General features: G+C 55.6%; 30 protein-coding genes. 23 read left to right on the top strand and 7 right to left on the bottom strand.

Going from position 1 to position 24438, the window contains the following annotated elements; translation table 11 throughout:
• Positions 1 to 2 precede the first annotated feature (2 nt).
• Together ACZ5ER_RS02560 and ACZ5ER_RS02555 are read right to left on the bottom strand one after the other, a co-directional pair.
• Positions 3 to 1214 (bottom strand): inorganic phosphate transporter, encoded by a 1212-nt coding sequence (locus ACZ5ER_RS02560; protein WP_050002173.1) that lies wholly within the window; start codon positions 1212 to 1214, stop codon positions 3 to 5.
• Positions 1215 to 1319: 105 nt separating this feature from the next.
• Positions 1320 to 2945, bottom strand: coding sequence for a metallophosphoesterase family protein (locus ACZ5ER_RS02555; RefSeq protein WP_050002174.1), 1626 nt, complete (start codon positions 2943 to 2945; stop codon positions 1320 to 1322).
• Positions 2946 to 3030: 85 nt separating this feature from the next.
• On the opposite strand from ACZ5ER_RS02555, the gene ACZ5ER_RS02550 reads away from it, so the two are divergent.
• Entirely contained in the window at positions 3031 to 3384 is a 354-nt protein-coding gene (locus ACZ5ER_RS02550) for a cupin domain-containing protein (RefSeq protein ID WP_050002175.1), read from the top strand.
• A 60-nt stretch (positions 3385 to 3444) separates the two neighbouring features.
• Here the strand turns inward: ACZ5ER_RS02550 and ACZ5ER_RS02545 are convergent, their stop codons facing one another.
• Together ACZ5ER_RS02545 and ACZ5ER_RS02540 are read right to left on the bottom strand one after the other, a co-directional pair.
• Positions 3445 to 4719, bottom strand: coding sequence for a tRNA (N(6)-L-threonylcarbamoyladenosine(37)-C(2))-methylthiotransferase (locus tag ACZ5ER_RS02545; protein ID WP_050002176.1), 1275 nt, complete (start codon positions 4717 to 4719; stop codon positions 3445 to 3447).
• 117 nt (positions 4720 to 4836) lie between these two features.
• Positions 4837 to 5067, bottom strand: a complete 231-nt coding sequence (locus ACZ5ER_RS02540) for a TRAM domain-containing protein (protein WP_050002177.1) — start codon at positions 5065 to 5067, stop codon at positions 4837 to 4839.
• A gap of 600 nt (positions 5068 to 5667) precedes the next feature.
• Between ACZ5ER_RS02540 and ACZ5ER_RS02535 the strand changes: the two genes are divergently transcribed.
• The 18 genes from ACZ5ER_RS02535 (at position 5668) to ACZ5ER_RS02450 (ending at position 18324) form a co-directional block, all read left to right on the top strand.
• On the top strand, positions 5668 to 6888 hold the full coding sequence (locus tag ACZ5ER_RS02535) for an iron-containing alcohol dehydrogenase (protein WP_227738745.1): 1221 nt from the start codon (positions 5668 to 5670) through the stop codon (positions 6886 to 6888).
• A gap of 139 nt (positions 6889 to 7027) precedes the next feature.
• Positions 7028 to 8209, top strand: coding sequence for a nickel-dependent hydrogenase large subunit (locus ACZ5ER_RS02530; RefSeq protein WP_227738746.1), 1182 nt, complete (start codon positions 7028 to 7030; stop codon positions 8207 to 8209).
• A complete protein-coding gene (locus ACZ5ER_RS02525; RefSeq protein ID WP_227738747.1) occupies positions 8209 to 8895 on the top strand; it encodes an NADH-quinone oxidoreductase subunit B family protein in 687 nt (228 codons plus the stop codon). The genes ACZ5ER_RS02530 and ACZ5ER_RS02525 overlap by 1 nt, the downstream gene beginning before the upstream one ends.
• Positions 8892 to 9722 carry a Coenzyme F420 hydrogenase/dehydrogenase, beta subunit C-terminal domain gene (locus tag ACZ5ER_RS02520; RefSeq protein WP_464934732.1) on the top strand — a complete coding sequence of 277 codons (831 nt, stop codon included), beginning with the start codon at positions 8892 to 8894 and terminating at the stop codon, positions 9720 to 9722. The genes ACZ5ER_RS02525 and ACZ5ER_RS02520 overlap by 4 nt, the downstream gene beginning before the upstream one ends.
• A gap of 218 nt (positions 9723 to 9940) precedes the next feature.
• Positions 9941 to 10444, top strand: coding sequence for a monovalent cation/H+ antiporter subunit E (locus ACZ5ER_RS02515; protein ID WP_050002181.1), 504 nt, complete (start codon positions 9941 to 9943; stop codon positions 10442 to 10444).
• Positions 10441 to 10704 carry a cation:proton antiporter gene (locus tag ACZ5ER_RS02510; RefSeq protein ID WP_050002182.1) on the top strand — a complete coding sequence of 88 codons (264 nt, stop codon included), beginning with the start codon at positions 10441 to 10443 and terminating at the stop codon, positions 10702 to 10704. The genes ACZ5ER_RS02515 and ACZ5ER_RS02510 overlap by 4 nt, the downstream gene beginning before the upstream one ends.
• Positions 10701 to 11072, top strand: coding sequence for a monovalent cation/H(+) antiporter subunit G (mnhG, locus tag ACZ5ER_RS02505; protein WP_050002183.1), 372 nt, complete (start codon positions 10701 to 10703; stop codon positions 11070 to 11072). The genes ACZ5ER_RS02510 and mnhG overlap by 4 nt, the downstream gene beginning before the upstream one ends.
• The gene (locus ACZ5ER_RS02500) at positions 11069 to 11335 is read left to right on the top strand and encodes a DUF4040 domain-containing protein (RefSeq protein ID WP_050002184.1); all 267 of its coding nucleotides are present in this window, start codon (positions 11069 to 11071) and stop codon (positions 11333 to 11335) included. Before mnhG ends, ACZ5ER_RS02500 begins: the two co-directional genes overlap by 4 nt.
• Positions 11332 to 11628: a hydrogen gas-evolving membrane-bound hydrogenase subunit E gene (gene mbhE / locus ACZ5ER_RS02495; RefSeq protein ID WP_050002185.1), complete on the top strand. Its 297-nt coding sequence runs from the start codon at positions 11332 to 11334 to the stop codon at positions 11626 to 11628. The genes ACZ5ER_RS02500 and mbhE overlap by 4 nt, the downstream gene beginning before the upstream one ends.
• On the top strand, positions 11625 to 12083 hold the full coding sequence (locus tag ACZ5ER_RS02490; protein WP_227738748.1) for a Na(+)/H(+) antiporter subunit B: 459 nt from the start codon (positions 11625 to 11627) through the stop codon (positions 12081 to 12083). Before mbhE ends, ACZ5ER_RS02490 begins: the two co-directional genes overlap by 4 nt.
• On the top strand, positions 12080 to 12439 hold the full coding sequence (locus ACZ5ER_RS02485) for an NADH-quinone oxidoreductase subunit K (RefSeq protein ID WP_050002186.1): 360 nt from the start codon (positions 12080 to 12082) through the stop codon (positions 12437 to 12439). Before ACZ5ER_RS02490 ends, ACZ5ER_RS02485 begins: the two co-directional genes overlap by 4 nt.
• Entirely contained in the window at positions 12436 to 14034 is a 1599-nt protein-coding gene (locus ACZ5ER_RS02480; RefSeq protein ID WP_050002187.1) for a proton-conducting transporter transmembrane domain-containing protein, read from the top strand. Before ACZ5ER_RS02485 ends, ACZ5ER_RS02480 begins: the two co-directional genes overlap by 4 nt.
• Position 14035: 1 nt before the next feature.
• Positions 14036 to 14383, top strand: a complete 348-nt coding sequence (locus ACZ5ER_RS02475) for a hypothetical protein (RefSeq protein WP_050002188.1) — start codon at positions 14036 to 14038, stop codon at positions 14381 to 14383.
• 129 nt (positions 14384 to 14512) lie between these two features.
• Positions 14513 to 15043, top strand: a complete 531-nt coding sequence (locus ACZ5ER_RS02470) for an NADH-quinone oxidoreductase subunit B family protein (protein WP_464934731.1) — start codon at positions 14513 to 14515, stop codon at positions 15041 to 15043.
• Positions 15043 to 15621, top strand: a complete 579-nt coding sequence (locus ACZ5ER_RS02465; RefSeq protein WP_050003912.1) for an NADH-quinone oxidoreductase subunit C — start codon at positions 15043 to 15045, stop codon at positions 15619 to 15621. Before ACZ5ER_RS02470 ends, ACZ5ER_RS02465 begins: the two co-directional genes overlap by 1 nt.
• Entirely contained in the window at positions 15618 to 16898 is a 1281-nt protein-coding gene (locus tag ACZ5ER_RS02460; RefSeq protein ID WP_050002190.1) for a hydrogenase large subunit, read from the top strand. Before ACZ5ER_RS02465 ends, ACZ5ER_RS02460 begins: the two co-directional genes overlap by 4 nt.
• Before the next feature lie 5 nt (positions 16899 to 16903).
• A complete protein-coding gene (locus ACZ5ER_RS02455; RefSeq protein WP_464934730.1) occupies positions 16904 to 17896 on the top strand; it encodes a respiratory chain complex I subunit 1 family protein in 993 nt (330 codons plus the stop codon).
• 35 nt (positions 17897 to 17931) lie between these two features.
• The gene (locus ACZ5ER_RS02450; RefSeq protein ID WP_050003913.1) at positions 17932 to 18324 is read left to right on the top strand and encodes a 4Fe-4S dicluster domain-containing protein; all 393 of its coding nucleotides are present in this window, start codon (positions 17932 to 17934) and stop codon (positions 18322 to 18324) included.
• On the opposite strand, the gene ACZ5ER_RS02445 is transcribed toward ACZ5ER_RS02450, so the two are convergent.
• From ACZ5ER_RS02445 to ACZ5ER_RS02435, 3 genes are all read right to left on the bottom strand, one after another.
• Entirely contained in the window at positions 18316 to 18804 is a 489-nt protein-coding gene (locus tag ACZ5ER_RS02445; RefSeq protein ID WP_050002192.1) for a ferritin-like domain-containing protein, read from the bottom strand. The two genes, ACZ5ER_RS02450 and ACZ5ER_RS02445, sit on opposite strands and share 9 nt — an antisense overlap.
• Position 18805: 1 nt before the next feature.
• Positions 18806 to 19285 (bottom strand): ferritin-like domain-containing protein, encoded by a 480-nt coding sequence (locus ACZ5ER_RS02440; protein ID WP_050002193.1) that lies wholly within the window; start codon positions 19283 to 19285, stop codon positions 18806 to 18808.
• 102 nt (positions 19286 to 19387) lie between these two features.
• Entirely contained in the window at positions 19388 to 19870 is a 483-nt protein-coding gene (locus ACZ5ER_RS02435) for a THUMP domain-containing protein (RefSeq protein ID WP_050002194.1), read from the bottom strand.
• A gap of 60 nt (positions 19871 to 19930) precedes the next feature.
• On the opposite strand from ACZ5ER_RS02435, the gene ACZ5ER_RS02430 reads away from it, so the two are divergent.
• The 4 genes from ACZ5ER_RS02430 to ACZ5ER_RS02415 all read left to right on the top strand — a co-directional run bounded on the left by ACZ5ER_RS02430 (position 19931) and on the right by ACZ5ER_RS02415 (position 24411).
• A complete protein-coding gene (locus tag ACZ5ER_RS02430; protein WP_464935060.1) occupies positions 19931 to 21127 on the top strand; it encodes an AAA family ATPase in 1197 nt (398 codons plus the stop codon).
• Position 21128: 1 nt separating this feature from the next.
• Positions 21129 to 21662 (top strand): metal-dependent hydrolase, encoded by a 534-nt coding sequence (locus tag ACZ5ER_RS02425; protein WP_050002196.1) that lies wholly within the window; start codon positions 21129 to 21131, stop codon positions 21660 to 21662.
• A gap of 235 nt (positions 21663 to 21897) precedes the next feature.
• The gene (gene trxB / locus ACZ5ER_RS02420) at positions 21898 to 22893 is read left to right on the top strand and encodes a thioredoxin-disulfide reductase (protein ID WP_050002197.1); all 996 of its coding nucleotides are present in this window, start codon (positions 21898 to 21900) and stop codon (positions 22891 to 22893) included.
• 180 nt (positions 22894 to 23073) lie between these two features.
• A complete protein-coding gene (locus ACZ5ER_RS02415) occupies positions 23074 to 24411 on the top strand; it encodes an ornithine aminotransferase (protein WP_464935059.1) in 1338 nt (445 codons plus the stop codon).
• The last annotated feature ends 27 nt before the right edge of the window (positions 24412 to 24438 follow it).

The following is a 24438-nucleotide window of genomic DNA, read 5'->3' as shown; positions in this document are numbered from 1 at the left end:
TATCACCCCACGATCATCAGGAGTTTGAAAATGGCCGCGCTTATCAGCCCAGCGACCGGGACGGTAACGAACCAGGAAATTATTATGTCCCTAACGATGTCTTTATTTATTGCCTTTACTCCCCTCGCAAGGCCTATTCCTATGACAGCTCCAACGACGGTGTGCGTCGTCGAAATCGGCATTCCGAGCCAGCTCGCGATGAGGACGACGGTTGCCGCTGAAAAATCTATAGTGAACCCGCGGGTGTTCGTCAGTTCTGTTATCTTCTTGCCAACGGTCTCCATGACACGGTAGCCGTATGTGGCGACGCCGACCGCTATGCCGAGACCACCGAGGGCCAAAATCCACCTCGGCACGGGCACCTTCATTCCGGCCAGCCCCATCGTGGCAACGGCGTAAACGGCCGCAACAGGGCCGATGGCGTTTGCGACGTCGTTGGCACCGTGCGCGAGGGCAACGTAGGCGGAGGTAATCACCTGTGCTTTCCTGAATATTGCCTCGACGCCAATGAACGGGTCACTGCTCGGGAAGCGGAGCCTTATCAGAAGGTAGGTCATTGCAAACACGACTACTCCCAGAGGAATGCCATACAGCAGAACTCCGGTCTTGAGGTCGTTTCCATGGAGAACCTTAAGATAGAACATAGTTCCGATCACGACAAACGCCATACCAATCCAGAAAGGCGACCATATCCGAGCACTCCTAACGGGGTCTCTCGTCTCGAAGATGCTCTTCGTGAACATCTTGAATATTAAATATGCCATTACGGCACCGACTATGGGCGAGAGAATCCAGCTGAGGACGACCTGGCCCATTTTGCCCCAGTTGACTATCTCAGTACCGGCGTAAACTATTCCATAGCCTGCTATTCCGCCTATGATGGAGTGTGTTGTCGAGACGGGCAGGCCAAACTTGGTGGCTATGATGAGCCAGATGGTCGCGGCCAGGAGCGCTGCCACGGAGCCATATATGAGGACGTTCGGGTCAGTTATCATAGACGGGTCGAGGATGCCCTTCCTAACCGTCTCGGTAACGCTCTTTCCAAAGAAATAGGCGCCAGCGAACTCAAGGACGCCGGCTATCACAACAGCCTGCTTCGGGGTTATAGCCTTTGCACCCACGGCCGTGCTCATCGAGTTAGCGGCGTCGTTCGCACCTATCGCCCAGGCCATCGCGAATCCAAGGGCAATCGTTATCAGCAACCAAGGGTCCATCAATCACCACCGGACTGGGCTGAGCACCCTACAATAAATATCTTGCCGCAGTAGAATATAGCCAGCTAAAGGTCTCTATATAGATGCAAATAGAAAAGAGAGAAGTCACTCGGAGACCTCAACGGGCTCAACGGTAATGTTCCCATCGGCCCCCATTCCCAACCTGACGTAGTGGTAGAAGCCTCCCTCATCATGCTTAGCGTAGAGGGGAGCCCCTCCTCCACCGGTTATGACGAAGTGGACGCCGTCATAGGTTCCGTTCCAGAAGATGTGGATGTGGCTGAAGATTCCGAACGCGTTGTACTCCCCCATCAGTGCAAGCAGTTCCTTGGCGCTTTCCTCGTCCATCGCGTGGTCGTGGCTATGCCTCGGGTCGTAGGGCGGGGCATGCATAACTATTACAGGCCTCTCACCACGCTCCTTAGCTATTTCAAGCTGTTCTTTGAGCCAGGCAAGCTGCTCCTCGGTGAGGCGGTAGCCGTTGTCTACGTTGTTGGCAAAGATGTAGCGGTAGCCCCCGAAGCTGAAGGCGTAGTCGGTCGGGCCGAAGTAGTAGTGGAAGATGCTGACGCCTTCTCCCTGATACTCGTGGTTTCCAACCGCTATAAAGACCGGCTTGTTCCAGCGCCAGACCTTCATGAGCTCGGCCCACTGGTAGATTGTTCCGGAGTAAACGAGGTCTCCGCCGTCTATGACAAAGGCCCCGTCCTCTTTGTTAATCTCTTCCATAATCTTGAGGAAGACTTCAGGGGGCTTTTCCCCGCTTCCCGGCCTGTGGTCTCCGAATGCGAGGACTTTGTAGCCAGAGACGTCCTTTGCAACTATGGAGAAGCCCGGCTCGTCAGTGGTGAACTTTATGGTAGTGTTGTCAACGACCTTCGTTCCCTCCGGAAGAACCATGAGCTTGGGGTTGACGTTTTCGAGGACGTAGGTGAGCGGAACCCCCTTCGGGTTCTCAATCTTAACGGTGACGTTGAAGCCGAGGGCCCTTAAGTAAATCGTCGTGCCGTTTACGAGCCTTATGAAACCACCGCTGACGGTGACGTTCTCACCCTTAACGACGCGCCAGTAGTAGTTGAAGGGCTCGTCGAAGAGGAGCTGGTGGAGTTCGTAGTACTCGTCATCGTCCGGGAACCCGTTAAAGTTCACGTCGCCGAGCTCCTTGAGGAGGACTCCCTCAAAGGACTTCGAGCGCACCACTGCGTTGCGGTCAACGGAAAGCGTTCCGTCTTTGAGGCCCTTCAGGAAGTAGAGCGACGCGCCTACCCCGGCCCTGCTCGTTCCCGTGATGACCATCATTGAGCCATTTTCGGAGTTCATGACAGCCACCACACCGAGCCAGGGGCCTGGTAGGTGGGTCCCCTGCTTGTAGGCGATGTAGCCAAAGGGCTCAAGCTCCTGAACCTGGAGTGATTTCCCGAAGAGGAGCCTCGACTTAATCGCGTCTCCGGGGGAGAGAACGGCTATTCCGCTCCCCTCAAAGGCAGAGAACGGCTCGACCTTTGCGTCCGGGAAGTAGTGCTTCACGAGGTCGGCGTAGCCGTCGCTGACGTAGAAGGTCTCGTTGAAGAATTTCCACCAGGCTCCAACAACCTTTCCAGTGGGATGCTGGGAGAAATCGATTCCAGCTACCGTTGAGGTTGAAGTCGTTGAGCCCTCGTCAGAGCCAGAACCAAGGCACCCGGCCGATAAGACAACAAGGATTAACACAAGCCCAAGCAACCGCTTCATACAACCACCATTAAAAACGCGCCGGCGAACCTTAAAAGCGTGAAGGTTTAAATAGGACGCTCCCCAAGAACTAAGCGGTGATACCATGTTCGTAGGCCACTACCAGGACGTCCCCGAGAAGGACACCGGTTTTGAGGGCGTAACGATAAGGTGGCTCGTTTCTCCGAAGCTCGGCGCCAAGAACTTCGCGATGCGCTACTTCGTCCTCAAGGAGGGCGCCGAAATCCCGATACACCAGCACGACTGGGAGCATGAAATCTTTATCGTTAAGGGAGAGGGCATAATAACCAACGGGAAGGAGGAGTACCACGTTAAGGAGGGCAACTTCCTCTACGTCCCGCCCAACGAGCCCCACGGCTACAAGGCCCTGAGCGACACCCTGGAGTTCCTCTGCCTCATCCCCGCCAAGAAGGAGGCCATCCCAGAAGACGAGTGGTGATTCTTCTCATTCTCCGAGCCATTCCCTGTTCTTCTTTATTAACAAAAGGCAAAAGAAAACTTATTCAAGAGCGCCAAGCAGGTATGTCGCGGTGGCGCGGGTGACCTTCGCCTTCACGAGCTCACCAGCCTCTCCTGAGTCGAGTATTACCTCCTTGTAGTTGAACGTCCTGCCCTCGACTCCGCCCTTTTCGCCCGGCCCGTGGACGAGGACTTCGACGGTCTTTCCGATGTAGGCCTCGTTTATCTCGTGGGCTATCTGGAGGCGGAGCCTGTGGAGGAGCCTTGAGCGCTCCTTGGCCTTCCAGCCCGGTATCTGCTTCCACCTCGCCGCTATCGTGCCGGGCCTTGCAGAATAGCGGGAGACGTTTACCTTGTCGGGCCTCACGCGCTTGATGAGCTCGACCGTGTTCTGGAAGGCCTCGTCTGTCTCCCCGGGGAATCCGACGATTATGTCAGTGTTGAGGTTCAGCCCGGGAACTTTCTTCCTGAACTCGCTGACTATCTCCTCGAACTCCTCCACCGTGTAGGTCCTGCCCATCTTCCTCAAAACTTCGTTGTCCCCGCTCTGGACTGGAAGATGGAGGAACTTGTAGACCTTTTCGTCCTGATAAGCCTCAATGAGCTCGTCGAGGAACTCGAGGACATGGTTGGGATTCATCATGCCGACCCTGACGCGGAAGTCACCTTCAATGGCCGTTATCTCATCGAGGAGCTTTGCCAAATTAGTTCCAATGTCAAAGCCATAACAGCCGGTGTCCTCGCTGGAAAGCTGTATCTCCTTATAACCTCTCGCCAGAGCTTCCTTTACCCACTTGACGACTAGCTCGGGTTTGTAGCTCTTGAGGACTCCCCTGGCGAAGCGTGTCGCACAGTAGGTGCAGGCGTTGAGACAGCCCTCACTTATCGGCACAACGAAGGCCACGCCGGACTTCCAGAGGCGCGGGAGCTCAAGCTTGTCGGGATTTCTCTCGCGCCAGCCCTCGACGCTCACGAGCTTTCCGCCATGCTCCGCGGTTTCAACGGCTTCAGCTATCCTGTCTATGCTCTTGACCCCGAGGATTCCGGAAACGCGAGGGTCTATGACGTCCGGATTGACGTGGACGAGACAGCCGGTGACTATGACCTTCTTTCCAGAGTCGAGGAGCTCCCTTATGCGCCTCGCCATCTTGACCTCTGTCGGGTCTTTCACGGCGCAGGTGTTCACAACGACGTAGTCCGCACTCTCAGGAGTCTCGGCTAGCTCGTAGCCCGCACTGAGGAGGAGCGCTTCCATTATCTCGCCGTCTGCCTTGTTCCTCGTGCACCCGTAGCTCTCGACGTGAACCCTGACCATCGGGCCAGGCTGGGCCGAGGTGTTTAAAAAGGGTGCGGTTCAGAAGTGGGAAATTGCATCAGCAAAGACGTGTCATAAGCTTCACTATAAGATAAGAAGTAGAAGAGGAAAAAGCCATCACTCGATGACCGAGGCGAAAGCGAACTTCCTCTTGACGGAGTTAATCACAATCTCAACTTCGTCCCCGACCTGGGTGTTCGGGACGAATATAACGAAGCCCTGAATCTTGGCGATTCCATCGCCGCCCTTTCCAAGGCTCTCGATCTTGACAGTGTAGCGCTCTCCAACCTTAACCGGGGCTTCGCTCCCGTAGTCCCTTCCATATCCACCAAATCTATCTCCGTACATACACAACACAACCTTTCCATTTTCGGAACCTTCTCGAAAGACTCCGAGAAGAGTCCCATTGGGGAGTTAGCTGGAGGGTATATAAAGGTTTGCATTGAGAGCCGGCATCATTCTGGCCAACAGGTATTTCACGGATTCATAATGAACATCAGACCGTAAGTTCTCCACATGCAAAGCAAGGACCGAGAACAAACTCAAACGCTTCGTTGAAAACCCCTGGTTCAGTAAAAGCGGTTCAAAAAACGCCTTTTAACCTCAATAATGGAAAGTCAAGTGTACAGAAAAAGGATTTGACAAAAATAAGAACGATTTAGACCTTTCACACTGCTCCCTTTTTAAATTTCAGCGGCTTTGACGTATGCTTTCAAGGCACTCTGAAATTAGTTAAATAAATCTGCTTTAATTAATAAAAAAAAGAAAACAAATTCGTGTTTAGTAAATTCCGTAATATTTTTATGCTTTTGTTTACCTTATTGGTTAAAATAATCAGAACTTTACAGAACGTATTGTTAGAAACTGTTGGTTGTACATTTCTGGTTGTAAAAAGGCTTTTATCCTGCCCAAAGTATCTATGAATGAACACATTTGGAGGAATGTACAATGTTGTGGGAGTCCCAGATCCCCGTAAACCAGGTGTTTGAACTCCGTTGCAGGGCCCTGACATACTTCGGCGTGGGGGCCATCAACAGGTTCTACGACATAGCCAAGAACCTTAAGGAAAACCGCGGCATAACCAAGGTCATTCTCGTTACCGGAAGAAGCTCGTACAAGAAGTGTGGCGCCTGGGACGTTGTGAAGCCGGCCCTTGAGGAATACGGCATTGAGTACGTTCACTACGACAAGGTCGGCCCGAACCCAACCGTTGACATGGTCGACGAAGCCGCCCAGCTCGGTAGGGAATTCGGGGCACAGGCCGTCATTGGCATCGGTGGTGGAAGTCCGATTGACACCGCCAAGGGCGTTGCAATTCTGCTTGAGTACACCAACAAGACCGCCAGGGACCTTTACGAACTTAAGTTTACCCCGATGAAAGCGAAGCCCATCATAGCGATAAACACAACCCACGGAACCGGAACCGAGGTTGACAGGTTCGCAGTGGCTTCGATTCCAGAGAAGGAGTACAAACCGGCCATAGCCTACGACTGTATCTACCCGCTCTACTCGATTGATGACCCTGCCCTCATGACCAAGCTCCCAGCCGACCAGACGCGCTACGTAACCATTGATGCTCTCAACCACATTACTGAGGCAGCCACCACCAAGGTCGCCAGCCCGTACTCGATACTCCTTGCCCAGGAAACGGCAAGGCTGATATTCGACTACCTGCCTGAAGCTCTGAACCACCCGGACAACCTGCAGGCCAGGTACTACCTGCTCTACGCCTCCGCAATTGCGGGGATAAGCTTCGACAACGGCCTGCTCCACCTGACTCACGCCCTCGAGCACCCGCTCAGCGCAGTAAAGCCGGAGCTTCCACACGGACTCGGTCTCGCCATGCTTCTGCCAGCGGTTATCAAGCACATCTATCCCGCCACCGCCAGGATACTCGCCGAGGTTTACAGGCCTCTCGTCCCAGAAGCCAAGGGGGTTCCAGGGGAAGCCGAACTCGTGGCGAAGAAGGTTGAGGAGTGGCTCTTCAACATCGGTATAACCGAGAAGCTCACCGACGTTGGATTCAGCGAGGAGGACGTTGACAAGCTCACCGAGCTGGCTATGACGACGCCAAGCCTAGACCTGCTTCTTTCGCTCGCCCCCATTGAGGCCACCAAAGAGAGAATCGCGGCCATATACAGGGACTCACTGTACCCACTGAACAGATGATACCGCAGGTGATACCCCTTATTCTTTTTTCTTCGTGCAAAGCCCGAACTTCTGCAATATCATATCCCGTTCTAAACCTTTAGTTCAAAAAACGCTTTTATCGTGCGTTTCGAATTCAAAAACGGAGTGAGAAGAGGAGGTGAGCGCTTTGGGCGAAGTAACCCTCGACAAGGTGTGCAGGATTGCAGGTGAGGCCAAGCTCATCCTGTACGAGGAAGACGGAATCGTTCAGGACGCCCTCTTCATAGCGACTGCCCCTGTGAGGGGCTTCGAGAAGATGGTGATCGGAAAGAACCCCCTCTTCGCAGTCGAAGCGGTCATGAGGATATGCGGCCTCTGCCACGCCTCCCACGGCATAGCGGCTAGTGAGGCCATAGAGCACGCCATAGGCGTTACTCCCCCGAGGAATGGAAGGCTCATGCGGGAAGCCCTCGGCCTGATAAACAGGGCCCAGAGCCATGCACTGCTCTTCCTGATGGTCGCGGGCGACTTGATTAAGGAAGAGAAGAGGAACGAAGTGCTCTTCAAACTCATGGACTTCCACGCGAAGATTAGCGACTACCTGCTAAAGCTCGGTGGCGCTGCGACACACCCACCGAACCTGACGATAGGCGGCATGCTCTCAGTTCCGAAGTGGAGCGTTTTCAACAACCTGAAGGCAAGGTTCAACGACCTCGTGACAAGCTGGGAGAGAATCGAAGAACTTTTGGTTGACGAGGACATTCAGACGGAAATTGCAGAGGAGCTCAGAGAGGCCAAAAGGCCGTTCAAGTACCTTACAAGCGGCTTTTTCTACGGGGACAGGTACAACATCGAGTGGGAAAAGGTCTCAAGTGTTCCGTACTATGAGTTGCGGAAGGAGGAAGCAGCAAAGGAATCAACGACGCTCGTTTCATTCTACGACGGCGAGAAAGTTGAGACGGGGCCGAGGGCGAGGATGGTCACCTACCGTGAGTTCAAGGACGAGTCCCTCTACGGCCTGCACCTCGCGAGAATCGAGGACACGAGACTGGCCATCCAGAGGCTCGGCGAAATCCTTGACGAGATAAGAATGGAGGAGCCCTTCAGGGCTGGTGACATAACGTTCAGGCCGGGGAAGGGCGTTGGAGTTTACGAAGCTCCAAGAGGGACGCTCATCCACTACGTCGAGCTCGGGGAGGAGGGAAGGGTTCTGAAGTCAAGGATAGTCGTCCCGACGATGTTCAACATCCCCGTTATGGAGGAGATGGCGAAGGGTCTGAGCGTTAAAGCCGCTGAGGCAGTTATGAGGCTCTACGACCCGTGCATACCCTGCACAACCCACGTCGTGAGGATGAGGTGATGAGTATGGAGAAGCTCAAAGTTCTTCACGTGGACTTCGGCGGGTGTGAGGGGTGCAACGTCAGCATAATCAGGGCGTATCCAAAGCTGATGAACGAGGTAGAGCTCGACATATCCTACCTCCGCGACGGTCCATGCAAGTACGATGAGTACGACGTAGCTTTGATAACCGGTGGGGCCTGCATGAACGAGCCGAGGGTTCTCGAGGAGCTGAAGGAAATAAGGGAGAAGGCCAGGGTCGTTGTCGCCTTCGGCTCGTGCGCGGCACTCGGCGGAATATTGCGCTTCTGCCGCGGAGGCCAGGAGCCGAGGCCCGACCACAGGAACTTCCAGCCGATAAACAGCGTAATAACAGTTGACTACTCCATCCCAGGCTGTCCCCCAACACCGCAGATGCTCCAGTCGTTCTTCAAGTTCTTCATGGCGGGGAACGAAGCTAGGCTCAAGCTGTTCAAGGTAACCGCCGGCCTGAAGAAGCTGAGCGGGTTTGACCTCATCGACGACATAGTCCTGACGGGCCTCTGCATAGGCTGTGGCGCCTGCGAGCTTTCGTGTCCAACCGGCGCGATAAAGCTTGTGGACAAAAGACCGACCTTAATCCAGGAGAGGTGTATCCGTTGTGGAACCTGTTACATCCGCTGTCCGCGTGCGTCCCAGTTAATGTGCCTCGGGGGTGAAAAAACATGATGCCCGTTAGTGAAAGCCTTCTCGGGCAGTTTTATGGGGTTTACCTCGCCCGGGCGAAGGACGAGGAAATACTCAAGAGGAAGGTCGCGAGCGGTGGAGCGGTAACGGCGCTCCTCTGCTACGCCCTCGACAAGGAGCTCGTTGATGGAGTTGTGACTTCAAAGAGGGTGAAGGGGTTCGAGGGCAGGGCTATTGTCGCCCGCAACAAGGACGAACTGCTCGATGCAGCAGGAAACAGCTGGAGCATTGTCCCATTTGCGGCAAGGATAAAGGCTAAGATTGAAGAGGAGGACCTCAAAGAAGTCGCGGTAGTCTGCCTCCCCTGCCAGGCGCAGTTCTTCGGACAGATGAGGGACTTCCCGATACTCGAGACGGACTTCGGCAACAGGATTAAGTACATAATCAGCCTGTTCTGCATGGGCACGTTTGCATTCGAAGCCTTCCTGAACTACCTGCGCGTCAAGTACGGGGTTAGAGCTGAGGAGATAGAGGACATAAGGCTCTCAAGAGAATCCCTCGAAATCCACAGGGAAACGGGGGTTCTCGCGATACCGCTCAAGGAAGCATACTCCTACCTCCAGACTGGCTGTCTGGTGTGCACCGATTACACGGGGCTGTGGAGCGACATCTCGGCTGGGTTCGTCGAAAGCGAGCCGGGCTGGACTGTTCTGATAACGAGGAATGCCCGCGGAGAGGAGCTCGTCAGGAGGGCAGAAAAGGAGGGATACATAGAACTTCGCGACGGTTCTTACGTCCTTGGAGACGTTCTAAAGAGGGCAAGGGAGAAGGTCGCCAGGGCTCAGAGAAACATGGCACATCTGTTCTGACTCCTATTTTCTCATATCTCTTCTACGTGAGACCATCGCAGAAGACAGTGGAGCACCCAAAAACTGAACCTGGACTCAAGCACTTCTTTAACTTTTGGTTTACAACGAGCAGTTTCCTACCTTTTTTTGCCAACACAGAGCTTTAGAAAACTGTTTTAAGCGAAAAAAGAGAAGTCTACATTGAGGGTAAACAAAAGCGTTAATGTGGAGGTGATAGCTTGCCCTTCATAGCCGCGTTCGTCTTTGCCTATATACTCTGGCTCATCTTAACGGCCGGGAGCAAAGGACTTCTCTGGAGCACGCAGGAACTCATAGCGGGCCTGATATTCGCAGGGATAATAGGATACACAACCAAAGACATCATCGGAGAAAAATCAACCCGCTTCCTCAACCCGATCAGATGGCTCGAGTGGATAGCCTACATCCCGGTCCTGTTCTGGGGAATGGTCAAGGCAAACTTCCACGTTGCGTGGCTCGTCATAACGGGGAAGATAAGGCCCGGAATCGTCAGGGTTCCCGTTGACCTCGAAGAGGACGCCCAGTACACGATACTCGGCAACTCGATAACTCTCACGCCCGGAACGCTAACCATAGATGCCTGTCCCAAGGAAAAGGCCCTATACGTCCACTGGATTGACATACCGGAGGGAATGGAGAGGCCCGAGAGCTCGGAACCCGTCGCGGGACCCTTTGAGAAGTGGGCCAGGAGGTTGGGAAAATGATTGAGCCCGTGTTCTTCTACTCGGCACTGATAATCTCGTTTGCAGCGTTCTTAGCTATACTCAGGGTTCTCCTCGGTCCCAGTGTTCCGGACAGGGTCGTCGGAGTTGACACCCTCAACACTCTCGTCGTCGCGGGAATGGTTCTCCTGGGAGCCGCATACGACAGGACGATTTACATCGACATTGCAATAGTTTATGCGCTCCTCAGCTACATCGGGACGCTCATAATCGCGAGGTACCTCCAGGGGGGATTGAAATGAGCTGGGTTAACTACCTGATTTACGCCTTCCTCGCGGTAAACATCACCTTCAACCTCCTCGGGAGCATAGCCCTCCACCGCTTCCCGGACGTTTACACGAGGCTTCATGGAGCAACCAAGTGCACGACCTTCGGAACGATATTCGCCGTCTTCGCGGTTGCGGCCCACGCCCTCTACCAGCTCCACGTCACCGGCGACGCGAAGTACCTCCAGATGACCCTTCACAGCTTCGTAGCTTTGATAGCGCTCCTCCTCACGAACCCGGTCGGAGCGCACGCCATAGCAAAGGCCGCCCACCTGAGCGGTTATAAGCCCGCCAAGGCTGTCGTTGACGCCTACGAGGAGAAGCTCGGGGGTGGAAAGGAATGAACGCCCTGACCCTTGACATGATAATTCAGGCAATCGTCCTCATAGGAGTCCTAATCACCGCTTACCTCACGGTTAGGTTTAGAGACCTGCTCGCGGCAGCTCTGTCTTCCACAGCCATGAGCCTCCTCCTCAGCCTGGAGTTCTACATGCTCCACGCGCCGGACGTTGCGATAGCAGAGGCGGCGGTTGGTGCGGGCGTTGTTACTGCCATAGTCGTGTATGGAATTGCTAAGACTGAGAGATGGGAGCGTGAGGGACCATGAAGAGAACAATCGCTTTCCTCTCGTTGCTGTTCGTCCTTGGGGCGCTCCTTTACATAGCCAACCCCGATTACGGCCTCAAGTTCGGCCTCGGCAGCGAGGACTGGAAGAACCTCCGCTACACCGACGACTACTACATCGAACACGGTGTGGATGAAGTCGGAGGTACCAACATCGTTACCGACATAGTCTTCGACTACCGTGGCTACGATACCCTCGGAGAGGCCACCGTCCTGTTCACGGCCATTGCCGGTGCGGTGGCCCTTGCGAGGCCCTGGAGGGGGGACGAGCAATGAGGCCGAAGTGCGGTGGCGATATGGGGCTTATCGTTAAAACCTCGGCGAGGGCCATAATCCCGCTCATCGGAATATTCGGCGCCTACGTGGTCTCCCACGGTCACCTCACCCCCGGCGGTGGATTCCAGGGAGGAGCCACCATAGCGGGGGCCGGAGTGCTCTTCCTCGTCGCATTCGGCCTCAGCGAGATGAGGAAGCACTACAACAAGCACCTCTATTCAGCGCTTGAGGGACTCGGCGGTCTAGTCTTCCTCGGCGCGGCGATGCTTGGCATAGGCACGGCGTTCTTCTACAACACACTATGGCACAACGGGCCTATACTCAACGGAAAGCCCGGGACGCTTCTCTCAGCTGGATTTCTACCCATAATGAACCTCGCCGTTGGCCTTAAGGTCTTCACGGGTCTCGTGAGCGCTCTAGTTGCCATAGCCATGTACAGGAGGTGGAAGTCATGATCCAGTTTCAGTTCATAACGGCCTTCCTGCTCATAGCCCTCGGAATATACGCCTTCCTCTACAAGAGGAACCTCATCAAGCTGGTTCTTGCCCTCGACATCATAGACTCCGGCATCCACCTGCTCCTTGTGAGCCTTGGATACCGCATGGAGCTGAACGAAGTCCCAACAGCGCCAATTTACACTGGCTACGAGACGCTCAAGAGCGCCATGGTCGGCCCGCTCCCGCAGGCCCTCGTGCTCACAAGCATAGTCATCGGCGTCTGTGTCCTTGCCCTCGCGATGGCCCTCACGATAAACGCCTACCGCCACTACGGAACCCTTAACGTGAGAGCCCTCAGGAGGTTGAGGGGATGAACGGGGAAGCGATACTTCCTTACCTCATAATCATCCCGCTCTTCGGAGCGTTCTCAATGCCGATAGTGAGCCTCGCAGGGAAGAAGGCGAGAGAGGCATGGGCAGTGCTCATAAGCGCCCTTACGCTGGTTGTAGCCTCCGCAGTGTTCTACCACGTCTGGGACACCAAGGAAATCATAGTCTACACCCTCGGCGCAAAGACCCCGTTCGGCCAGGGGGTTGACTTCCCCATCAGGATAGTCTGGGAGGTTGACCTCCTCGGTGCAATAATGGCGCTGACCGTGGCCTTCGTCTCGCTGATGGCGATCCTCTACTCCATCGGCTACATGAAGCACGACACCGGGCTCGATAAGTACTACACCCTTATACTCGTCCTCGAGCTCGGAATGCTGGGCATAGCCATAACCGGCGACCTGTTCAACTTCTACGTCTTCCTCGAAATCATGAGCATAGCCAGCTACGCCCTCGTCGCCTTCAGGAACGACACCTGGGAAGGTATCGAAGCGGGAATCAAGTATATGTTCGTCGGCTCAATAGCGGGCTCCTTTATCCTTCTCGGCATAGCGCTCCTTTACGGCCAGTACGGAACCCTCACGATGGGATACATAGCCCTCAAAATCCTGGAAAACCCGACCGTTACGGCAAAGGTCGCACTGGCCCTCTTCATAGCGGGACTCCTCTTCAAGAGCGGTGCTTCACCCGTCCACATGTGGCTTGCCGATGCACACCCAGCGGCCCCCAGCAGCATCTCGGCAATGCTTTCGGGCCTGGTCATCAAGGTCGGTGGAATCTACGCGCTCGCGAGGATACTCTTCAGCATCTACACCCCAATGGGCCACGTAGTCGTCCTCAAGTCCTATCTCCAGCCCTACATCAACATGACAGCGGTAGGCTGGCTCATCATAATCTTCGCCTGCCTGACGCTGATAATCGGCAACGCGATGGCCGTAATCCAGACCGACATGAAGAGGCTCCTCGCCTATTCATCAGTGGGACAGATAGGCTACATCCTCCTCGGCCTTGGAATAGGCCTGGCGGCTTACGGAACCCATGCTGGTGAAGTCGCCCTTGCCGGTGCAATCTACCACACCGTGAACCACGCCCTCATGAAGGCACTCCTGTTCCTTGTCGCAGGTGCTGTAATCCACGAGGTAGGCACTAGGAACCTGAACGAGCTCAGCGGACTTGCGAAGACCATGCCAAAGACCACGTTCGCTTTCCTCATCGGAGCTGCTGCCATAGTCGGCCTCCCGCCGCTGAACGGCTTCGCCAGCAAGTGGCTCATCTACGAGAGCTCTGCCATATACAACCCGGTTCTCGGCGCGATAGCCATAATAGGAACGGCTTTCTGTACCGCCGCCTACGTCAGGGTGCTCTACACGTTCTTCGGCAGGCCAAGCGAGAGGGTGGCGAACGCCAAGGACCCGGAGACCTCAATGATGCTCCCAATGATCCTGCTCGTGCTCGCAATAATCGTCATGGGCCTCTTCCCGTGGCAGATAAGCGACAAGGTAATGATACCCGCGGCCAGGATGCTGGAGCAGTTCAGGTTGGAGTACATAAACGCCCTGATGGGCCTGCTGGGGGGTGCGTGAAATGTTCGGCTACTGGGACGCCCTTTACTTCGTCTTCATCTTTATTATCGGCCTAATCCTAGCGTGGCTGCTGAACGAGTGGGCCAAGAAGTCAGGTATGGGCACCAGAGAGACAGGCGACGGAACCAAGATATTCATCAGCGGTGAAGACCCGGACAAAGTCATTCCGGGCTTTGAGCACCTAGAGGGCCACTTCACAGGCAGGAACGTCATGTGGGGCCTCACATACGCCCTCAAGAGGTTCTTTACCGTCCTTAGAGCGGACCACACCGGCCTGCTTACTGATTACGTGAGCTACCTGCTCATAACCACCGCCTTCGTGCTTGGAGTGCTGTTAATATGGGGGTGAACAAGGTGATTGTCATGCACGGGTTTGAAAGAAAGAACGTGAGAAACCCAATCACCAGAGGGGCCCTCGAAGAGACCCCAAAACTTCCGCGAGCGCTTGCGAAGGCAAGGGCTCATAGGAGGTGATTGAATGAGCATCAAGGTTCCCGCTGACCAGAACAAGACGAATGTGGCCACGAGCGAGCGTGAGAAGCTTGAGAAGAGGATAGCCCAGCTGTGCCGCTTCATAGGGAGGTCACCATGGGTATTCCACGTGAACAGCGGCTCCTGCAACGGCTGTGACATCGAAATCATAGCCGCCTTAACGCCTCGCTACGACGCCGAGCGCTTTGGTGTCAAGCTCGTCGGCTCGCCGAGGCACGCCGACGTTCTCTTGGTGACCGGGCCCGTCACGGACCAGAGCCTCGAAAGGGTCAAGCTCGTCTACGAGCAGACCCCAGACCCCAAGATAGTCATAGCCGTCGGGGCCTGCCCAACAGGTGGCAGCGTGTTCTACGAGAGCCCCTTCACCAACGCACCGCTGAGCAACGTTATCCCGGTGGACGTCTACGTGCCGGGCTGCCCGCCGAGGCCCGAAGCTATCCTCCACGGCGTCGTCCTGGCACTTGAGAAACTGGCAAAGATGCTGAAAGGTGAAGTCCCGGAGGGTGAGGAGAAATGATGGGCGAAGTTAATGATAACGCTAACGTTGAGAAGATCACTGAGGAAATTAAAGAACCAACCAAGGCTGAGAAGGTCGCGAGTGCAATAGCGGAGCGCTTCCCAAACGCCCAAGTTGAGGTCAGAGTAAACAAGTGGGGGCGCGAGAGGGTCTGGGTGAGAATTCCTAGGGAAGACTACAAGGCGCTCATGAAGTTCATCGTTGAGCTCGACCCCAAGGCCCACTACTCGATAGGCATCGAGCAGGACTACGGCGAGGAGCTCGGCTACATGAGCCACATCCTCCTGCACTACGAGGACGCCCCGGGAGTTTCACTGCTCGTCGAGGTCAGGGCACCGAAGGACGACCCCGTCATTCCAGACATCAGCGACGTCTTCCCAATAGCGACCCAGTACGAGAGGGAAGCGGCCGAGATGATGGGCATAGTCTTCGAGGGAATCCCTGACAGCAGGAGGCTCTTCCTCCCGGACGACTTCCCGGAGGGCATCTACCCGCTCAGGCTTGACGAGAAGGGCATCTCTGAGGAGACCGTCAAGAACGCCGGACACCCGTACTACATAAAGGGGGGAGGTAAATGACCGAGAAGGTCGAGTACTGGGTAAAGGTCCCAATCGGGCCAATTCACCCCGGCTTAGAAGAGCCCGAGAAGTTCATACTCACCCTCGACGGCGAGAGGATAATCAACGTTGATGTCAAGCTCGGTTACAACCTTCGCGGAATCCAGTGGATAGCGTACAGGAGGAACTACGTCCAGATGATGTACCTGGTAGAGAGAATCTGCGGCATCTGCTCATTCTCGCACAACCACACATACAGCAGGGCCGTCGAGGAGGCGGCAGGCATAGAGGTGCCTGAGAGGGCCGAGTACATACGCGCCATAGTGGGCGAGCTGGAGAGGGTTCACTCCCACCTGCTCAACCTCGGTGTTGTCGGCCACGACATAGGCTACGACACGGTTCTCCACCTCACATGGCTGGCGCGTGAGAAAGTCATGGACGTCCTTGAGGCAATCTCCGGAAACCGCGTGAACTACTCGATGGTGACCATAGGCGGCGTCAGAAGGGACATAGACGAGAAGGGCAAGAGGCTCATCCTCGACCTGATAAAGTACTACAGGAGCATAATGCCACAGATAGAGGAGGTATTCCTCCACGACCCGACAATTGAGGCCCGTCTGAGGGATGCGGCGGTGGTGAGCAGGCGCATCGCCAAGGAGTACGGTGCAGTCGGCCCGACCGCCAGGGGTTCCGGGCTAAAGGTGGACGCCAGGTGGAGCGAGGGGCTCGGCGTTTACCCGGACCTTGGAGTTAAGCCGGTGCTCCCGCAGGACGTCACCGGCGAGAAGCCGCACGGCGACGTTTACGACAGGACGGCGGTGAGGATTGGGGAAATCCACCAGAGCCTTGAGATACTCGAACACGCCCTCGACCAGATGCCGGACGGAAAAATCAAGGCCTTCCCTAAGGACAACGTCCTCGTCGCCAAGCTCAAGATTATGGTCGACGGGGAGGGAATCGGAAGGTACGAGGCCCCGCGTGGCGAACTGGTGCACTACGTCCGCGGAAAGAGGGGCTCGGACAAGCCGCTCCGCTGGAAGGCGAGGGAGCCGACCTTCCCGAACCTATTCACCATCGCCAAGGGACTGGTGGGCAACCAGGTCGCGGACGTCGTGGTTGCCATCGCCTCAATAGACCCCTGCCTCAGCTGTACAGACAGGGTTGCCGTGATTCAGGACGGAAAGAGGAGAGTCCTCACGGAGAGAGACCTCATCAAGGCCTCGATAGAGAAGACGCGCGAGCTCAACCCCGACGTTAAGGGAGACCCAAGCCCGCTCGGAGTGGGCTGTGTGAGGTGATGGAGATGGACGTCATGGCAAACATCGTCTATCCTGTAGCAGGTCTGATAGGCATCTACGCCTTCGTCTCACTCGCTTCACTCGTCTGGGAGGGAATAGACAGGAAGCTGGTCGCGAGGATGCAGAGGAGGGTTGGCCCGCCGCTCCTTCAGCCCATCTACGACTTCCTCAAGCTGGCGAGCAAGGAGACAATAGTCCCCAACACCGCCAACTACATGTTCAGAGCGGCACCCGTGCTTGCCCTAGCGACAGCCATAGCACTCCTCGCCTACACCCCGATGGGCTTCGAACCACTGCTCTCAAGCAGGGGAGACGTCATCGTCTTCATCTACCTCCTTACGCTGATATGCTTCTTCAAGATACTCGGTGCAATAAGCTCTGGAAGCCCCTACGCGAAGATAGGTGCGGCGAGAGAAGCGGCGATAATGGTCTCCAGGGAGCCCGCAATGATGCTGGCCATCTTTGCGATAATGTGGCGCCTTGGAAAGCTCGGCGTCGAGAAGCCGTTCAGCATGGGGGTCTTCTACCAGCACAACATCTGGGAGATAGGAACCCCGCTAAGCTTCGTGGGTGCAGTGATACTCCTCTACGTCTTCGTCATCTGGCTGGCGAGCGAGATAGAGGCCGGATACTTCAACATCCCCGACGCGGAGGAGGAGATAGCAGAGGGGCTGCTCGCCGAGTACAGCGGGCGCTACCTGGCCTTACTAAAGCTCACGAAGGCCCTCAAGACGTACATAGCGGCGTCGCTCGTCGTGTCAATATTCTTCCCGTGGGGAATAGCGGGCTACCTCAACCTCAGCGGGCTTTCAGCGGACATCGTGAACCTGCTCTTCCACACGCTCAAGGTGTTCATACTCCTCTTCGCAGTCCAGAGCGTCTTCAGGGCCACCACCGGCAGGCTCAGGGTGACTCAGGCCGTTGAGCTCCTCTGGAAGAACGTCTTCCCGGCCTCGCTCATCGGTACACTCCTCATAGCGATGGAGGTGATAATGTGAGGCTCTCACCACTCATCCCAACGGTGCTCAGGAACATGTTCAGGAAGCCAGCCACCAACCTCTTTCCCAAAACAGAGCCAGTGCCAGTCCCCGAGAACTTCAGGGGGCAGATAAAGTACAACGTGGACAAGTGCGTCGGCTGCAGGATGTGCGTCACTGTCTGTCCGGCAGGAGTCTTCGTCTTCCTGCCCGAGATAAGGAAGGTCGCCCTGTGGACGGGCAGGTGCGTCTACTGCGCGCAGTGTGTCGATGTCTGCCCGACCGGGGCGCTCCAGATTAGCGACAACTTCCTGCTGGCCAGCTACGACAACTACGACGACAAGTTCATTCCGCTCAAGCCCGAGAAGGTCGAGGAGATCAAGAAGAAGCTTGAGGAGCAGAAAAAGGCAAAGGAAAAGGCCAAAGCTGAGAAGAAGGACTCAAAGTAGCCCCTTCTTTTTTCTCCATTCGTAGAGGGCCTTTAGGGCAGAGTGATGTCCCCTTTCGATGTCGGCCAAATAGAGGTAAACCTTCTTGAGCTCCTCACTCTCAGTCTCCTCCGCGAGCTTTCTGTAAATCGCCTCCGCGAGCTTTTCAGCTTCCATAGCGTTCAGGAGAACGTCCTCGAGGTCTTCGACCTTCCAGAACTTTCCGAGGACGTGGGTTCCCTCCACGCTCGGTATGTTGACATCAACCAGTTCCTCGCCGTACCTCTCCCTGTAAATCTTGTAGAGCTCGTCGCCGTGGCCCTTGGATTCCTTGCCAAGCCTCTCAAAGGTCTCGTAGACCTCCTTTGGAAGGCCGAGCTCTTTTGCTCTTTCAGCGAGCTTGAGGTAGGTTTCGGCCTCCTCGTATTCGCCCCTAATCCAGTAGCTGAGAAGCTCCCTTTCGTTGAGCTTTCTTATCTCGTTTAGAATCTCCACAACCATTTCAACCACCCAACCGTTCGTATTCCCGTTTGAGGGCCTCGTAATGCCCCTTTTCAACCTCTGCGAGCTTGAGGTAGAGCTCCCTCAGGTGCTCGTCCCCAACTTTCTCGGCCAGCGCCTGGTACGCCCTCATCGCTATCAGCTCGCTCTCCATTGCAGTTTCGAGAACTTCCCTGACCTGGTCGGCGCGCTCAAACTTCCCAAGGACGGGGAGAACCTCCAGCGGTGGAACATCGCTCGAAGGCTCCCTGCCAAATGACAACTTGAACTGCTTCGCCAGCTCCTCGGCGTGCTTTTCGGAGTCCCTGCTGAGCTTGAGAAACGTCTCAACGAGGCTCTCAGGAAGCCCAAGGTCTCTCGCCCTCCCGGCAAGTTGCCTGTAAAACTCCGCCTCCTCCCTCTCGCTCGCTATCCAATAAGCTAAGGCCTCCTCATAGCCCAGCCCCTTGAGCCTCTCGATGACTTCTTCAATGTTGAACATCGTTACCCCCGGAACATTTTGTAGGCCAACCTAATAAGCTTTTATCATGTAAAATTTCAATACCCACAACTCAGGACTTTCCAAAATCAAATCCCGAACCCCTCAGTCCTTTACCTCGAACTTGAGAACCTCCCCTTTCCGGACGACGCCGATTCCCGCCCGCTTTCCGAGAACCTCAACGAGGACCGTGTAATCGGGCTCGCTCAGGTTCACTTTGAGGCCGTAGCGCTCGACGAGAAGGGAGCCAAGTTTAATCTCAAGCTCCCTCTGGGAGAGCCTCTTGTTGCCGCGGACTTTGGCGCGGACTGCAAAAGTCCCGTTTATCCTCTTTCCGAGCTCAAGGACCGCCTTTTCAACCTCTTCCCACTTCGCAGGGACTACGATTTCAAGCGGGACAACCCTCTGTATTGCCTGCGTCTCAAACTCCCTGAGCCTTTCAAGGGCTTCATCTTTGGAGAGAGGCGTCTCGGCAAGGAGAACGCCCCTCCAGTCCGTCCCCCTAACCCTGACGTCGCCAAGGGCCCACTCAAGTTCGAGTATTGCGGCCCCTTCCCTGCCGGGGGGTGCCGTTACAAGGAGAATCATTTCCGCTCACCAATGAACAAGCTTTTATATTCAGAGACCTTAAACACTTCGGTGGGTGAAATGGAGGGTCTTAAACTTTACCAGTCATACGAGGTCTACGGCCTCTCAGCTAACCCCTTTGAACAGCTCGCCAGTGAGGGGATAAGCGACGTCGAGAGCATTCACGTTTATCAGGAGGTGGACATGCGCCTCCAGATGATAGTCTCGGAAGTCATAGGAAACAAGAGCTCAATAGCGCTCAGCATCGTCGGGCCCCTCGGCATGGGCAAGACCCAGAGACTGAAGACGCTCATGAAGGCGATAGAGGAAAACAAAGGAAAGGCGATATACGTCAAGGTTGACACGAACGACATCCTCAAGCTGACGCGCGACATATTCTACGCGCTGAGGCCGCCCAAGAGCAGAACCAACATCTTCCTTGAGAACCTAAGCAAAAAGCTCGGCTTCATAGACAGGCTCGAGAAGATGCTCAGCGACCCAAAGGAGTACAAGAGCAGGGACATAGCCGAGCTTCTCGTCGAGCAGATGAGCAAATACCCATACTGCGCCCTGCTCCTGGACGAGCTCGAAAACATGCAGGGCGCAAGGGAGCAGGAGAAGATACAGTTCTTCGAGATGCTCAGGCACTTCATAAGCACGATGCCTAAGGGGTGCATCGTTGCCTTCGCGTGCGTCCCGGAGGCCTATGAGGAGTACAGCAAGATTTTCCCGGCGTTCTTCATGCGCCTCCACTACGAGTTCAAGCTCAGGCCGATGAGCCTTGAGGAGACATTTGAGCTCGTGAAGAAGAGGTTAAACAGGGTTCGCATAAGGGATACCGATGACCCAATATACCCCTTTACCGAGGAGGCAATAAAGCTCATCCACCAGCTCGGAAAGGGCAACCCGAGGCAGATTTTAAGGTTCCTGCACTACGTCCTGAGCGAGGCGGCGAAGCACAAGTTCGACCCGATTGACGACTACGTCGTGACTACAATCCTTGAGGAGCCCAAGAGCCTTGAGGAGTACCTCATGCGGATTCCAAAGGACTACAAAGACCTGGTGGAGGCCATAGTGTTTGAGTTCAACGGCGGGCCGGTAAGCTACATACAGGTGGCAAAGACCGTCAAGAAGCCGGGAATGCAGGTCTATGACAAGCTCAACGAGCTGGTAAGGCTCGGCTTCCTCGTGGGCGACCCCAAGGGCAACTACAAGGTTCCGGACTACGTCAGAAAGTTTTTAGAGGAGGGGCAGGTGGAGAAGCTGAAGGGTGAGTGAAGTGCCAAACTACGATACCCACGTGCTCAGCGGAATAGTGACCTACCCGGCAGTGGTGCTCATGGGAGAGCTCCTGAAGGTCTACCTCCACCTGCCCATCGAGCTAACCACGACAGCGCTGGTGCTCGGCTATGCCTTTTACGTCCTCGGGAGCGATTTGCCGGACATAGACCACCCCGACGCACTGATACACAGGGGCTCAAAGCCGATAGTGAGCGTCGCGGTGGGAAGTGCAGTCTTCCTGTGGGCAAAGGACTTCGTGAACCTAAACCCTCCCTGGCTCAACCATGTTGTTTCATGGCTTACCGGCGCCTTCGGGGGCCTCGCCGCGTGGTACCTGTTCACCGCGATAATGCCGAAGCACAGAGGAATCGTCCACTCGCTCCTCTTTGCGGCAATCTATGGAATGCTAGCGTTCCTCCTCGTTAACTACGGCCTCGGCATGAGCGAGGGTGCCGGCCTATACACAGGGCTCTCCGCGTTCCTCGGATACACCCTCCACCTGCTCCTCGACCGCTCGGTTAAGCTGGTATGAGGAAAGGGCCGTGTGATGAAGCCCAGAACCTCTTTTTTTATTTAATACACGTCTGACCTCCTCCCCGCCGTGAACGGCGAGGCTTTCAAAAGAAAAATGTAACTAACAGGATTAAGCTCGACGCGGAAACCCCTCCAGGCGAAATAAGGGTCGAGGTCGTGGTTTAAATACACACCGCTGGGCAATAATGCTTTTAAGTATTCAACCAAAAGTTGGGAACTGGAGGTGAGTTAAGATGTTCAGCCTCGGAGGATTTTCAGGCGGAAAAGACTACGAGAACAAGACCTGGGACGTGCTCATCATCGGAGCGGGGCCAGCAGGCTTTACCGCGGCAATATACGCGGCGCGCTTCGGCCTTGAGACCCTAATCATAAGCAAGGACATCGGCGGAAACATGGCGCTGACCGACCTCATAGAGAACTACCCAGGCTTTCCAGAGGGAATCAGCGGCTCGGAGCTGGCAAGCAAGATGCACGAGCACGTCAAAAAGCTCGGCGTTGATGTCGTCTTTGACGAGGTCGAGAGGATTGACCCGGCGGAGTGCGCCTACTACGAGGGCCCGTGCAAGTTCGTCGTCAAAACGAAGAACGGCAAGGAGTACAAGGGGAGAACCATAATCATAGCCGTTGGAGCAGCGCCGAGGAAGCTCCACGTCCCTGGAGAGGAAGAGTTCACCGGAAGGGGCGTTTCCTACTGCGCCACCTGCGACGGCCCGCTCTTCAAGGGCAAGAAGGTCATAGTCGTCGGCGGCGGGAACACCGCGCTCCAGGAGGCCCTCTACCTCAAGAGCATCGGCGTTGACGTCACCCTCGTCCACAGGCGCGACCAGTTCAGGGCCGACAAGATACTCCAGGACCGCTTCAAGGAGAGCGGAATTCCAACCATACTCAACACCGTCGTCACGGAGATTAAAGGAACCAACAAGGTTGAGGCAGTTAAGCTGAAGAACGTCAAGACCGGCGAGGAGTGGGAGATGGAGGTTGACGGCGTCTTCATATTCATCGGCTACGAGCCGAAGACCGACTTCGCCAAGCACCTCGGCATAACCGACGACTACGGTTACATTCCCGTGGACATGTACATGCGCACGAAGGTTCCGGGCATATTCGCGGCCGGCGACATAACCAACGTCTTCAAACAGATAGCGGTAGCGGTCGGCCAGGGAGCCATCGCGGCGAACTCGGCTAAGGAGTTCCTCGAGGAATGGAAGACGAAGAACGGGGTAGAGTGAAGCGAATCCCTTCCTCATCTTTCTTTTAACCACATTGATTTTTCACCTCACCCTGGTAAGACGGCACTCTTTTACAGGTTCAAGTTTTCCGAAGCATTCTCGAAAAACTTTCGGCCAAAGATGTCCATTATTGAGCGTAGAGTTATATAGTCGAACGTTGAACATCGTTTGGTGATGAATATGGTAGTTAGACCGAACGTTAAAGAACTCCCCGGACCAAAGGCAAGGGAAGTAATAGAGAGGAACTTTGAGTACCTTGCCGTGACCACTCAGGACCCCGAGACCCTCCCCATAGTTATAGAGCGCGGAGAGGGGATCCTCGTCCACGACGTTGACGGAAACACCTTCTACGACTTCGGAAGTGGTGTCGGCGTGCTTAACGTCGGCCACACCCACCCGCGCGTCGTTGAGGCCATAAAGAGGCAGGCCGAGAAGTTCACCCACTTCGCCCTCAACGACTTCTTCTACGAGAACGCCGTGATACTGGCCAACAAGCTCGCGGAGCTGGCCCCCGGCGACTTCCCGAAGAAGGTCGTCTACCAGAACAGCGGTGCCGAGGCAAACGAGGCAATGATGAAGCTCGTCAAGTACGGCACCGGCAGGAAGAGGTTCATAGCCTTCTACCACGCCTTCCACGGCAGAACTCAGGCCGTTCTTTCGCTTACCGCCAGCAAGTGGGTTCAGCAGGACGGCTTCTTCCCGACCATGCCGGGAGTCGAGCACATACCCTACCCGAACCCCTACAGGAACCCCTGGCACATTGACGGCTACGCCGAGCCCGACGAGCTCATCAACCGCGTTATTGAGTTCATCGAGGAGTACGTCTTCAGGCACGTCCCGCCGGAGGAGGTCGGCGCCATAGTCTTCGAGCCGATACAGGGTGAGGGCGGCTACGTCGTCCCGCCGAAGAACTTCTTCAAGGAGCTCAAGAAGCTCGCCGACAACTACGGAATCCTCTTAGCGGACGACGAGGTTCAGATGGGCGTCGGTAGGACCGGAAAGTTCTGGGCCATCGAGCACTTCGGCGTCGCCCCTGACACCATACAGTTCGGCAAGGCAATTGGCGGTGGAATCCCGCTCGCCGGTGTCATCCACAGGGCAGACATAGCCTTCGACAAGCCGGGCAGGCACGCCTCGACCTTCGGCGGCAACCCGGTTGCCATTGAGGCCGCCCTCGAGGTCGTCGAAATCGTCAAGGAGCTCCTGCCGCACGTCCAGGAGGTCGGGGACTACCTCCACAAGCGCCTCAAGGAGTTCGAGGAGAAGTACGAGGTCATCGGAGATGCCCGCGGTCTCGGTCTGGCCCAGGCCGTCGAGATTGTCAAGAGCAAGGACACCAAGGAGAAGCACCCAGAGCTCAGGGACAAGATCGTCAAGGAGGCCGTCAAGCGCGGTCTCATCCTGCTCGGCTGCGGTGACAACAGCATAAGGTTCATCCCGCCGCTGACCATCCAGAAGGAGGAAATCGACGTCGCAATGGAAATATTCGAGGAGGCCCTCAAGGCGGCCCTCAAGTGAAGTTTTTAACCTCTTCCTCCCCTTTTC

It is taken from the genome of Thermococcus marinus (assembly GCF_055389025.1).
The sequence above is the reverse complement of the archived record's forward strand: the minus strand, read 5'-3'. Positions and strand labels throughout refer to the sequence as shown.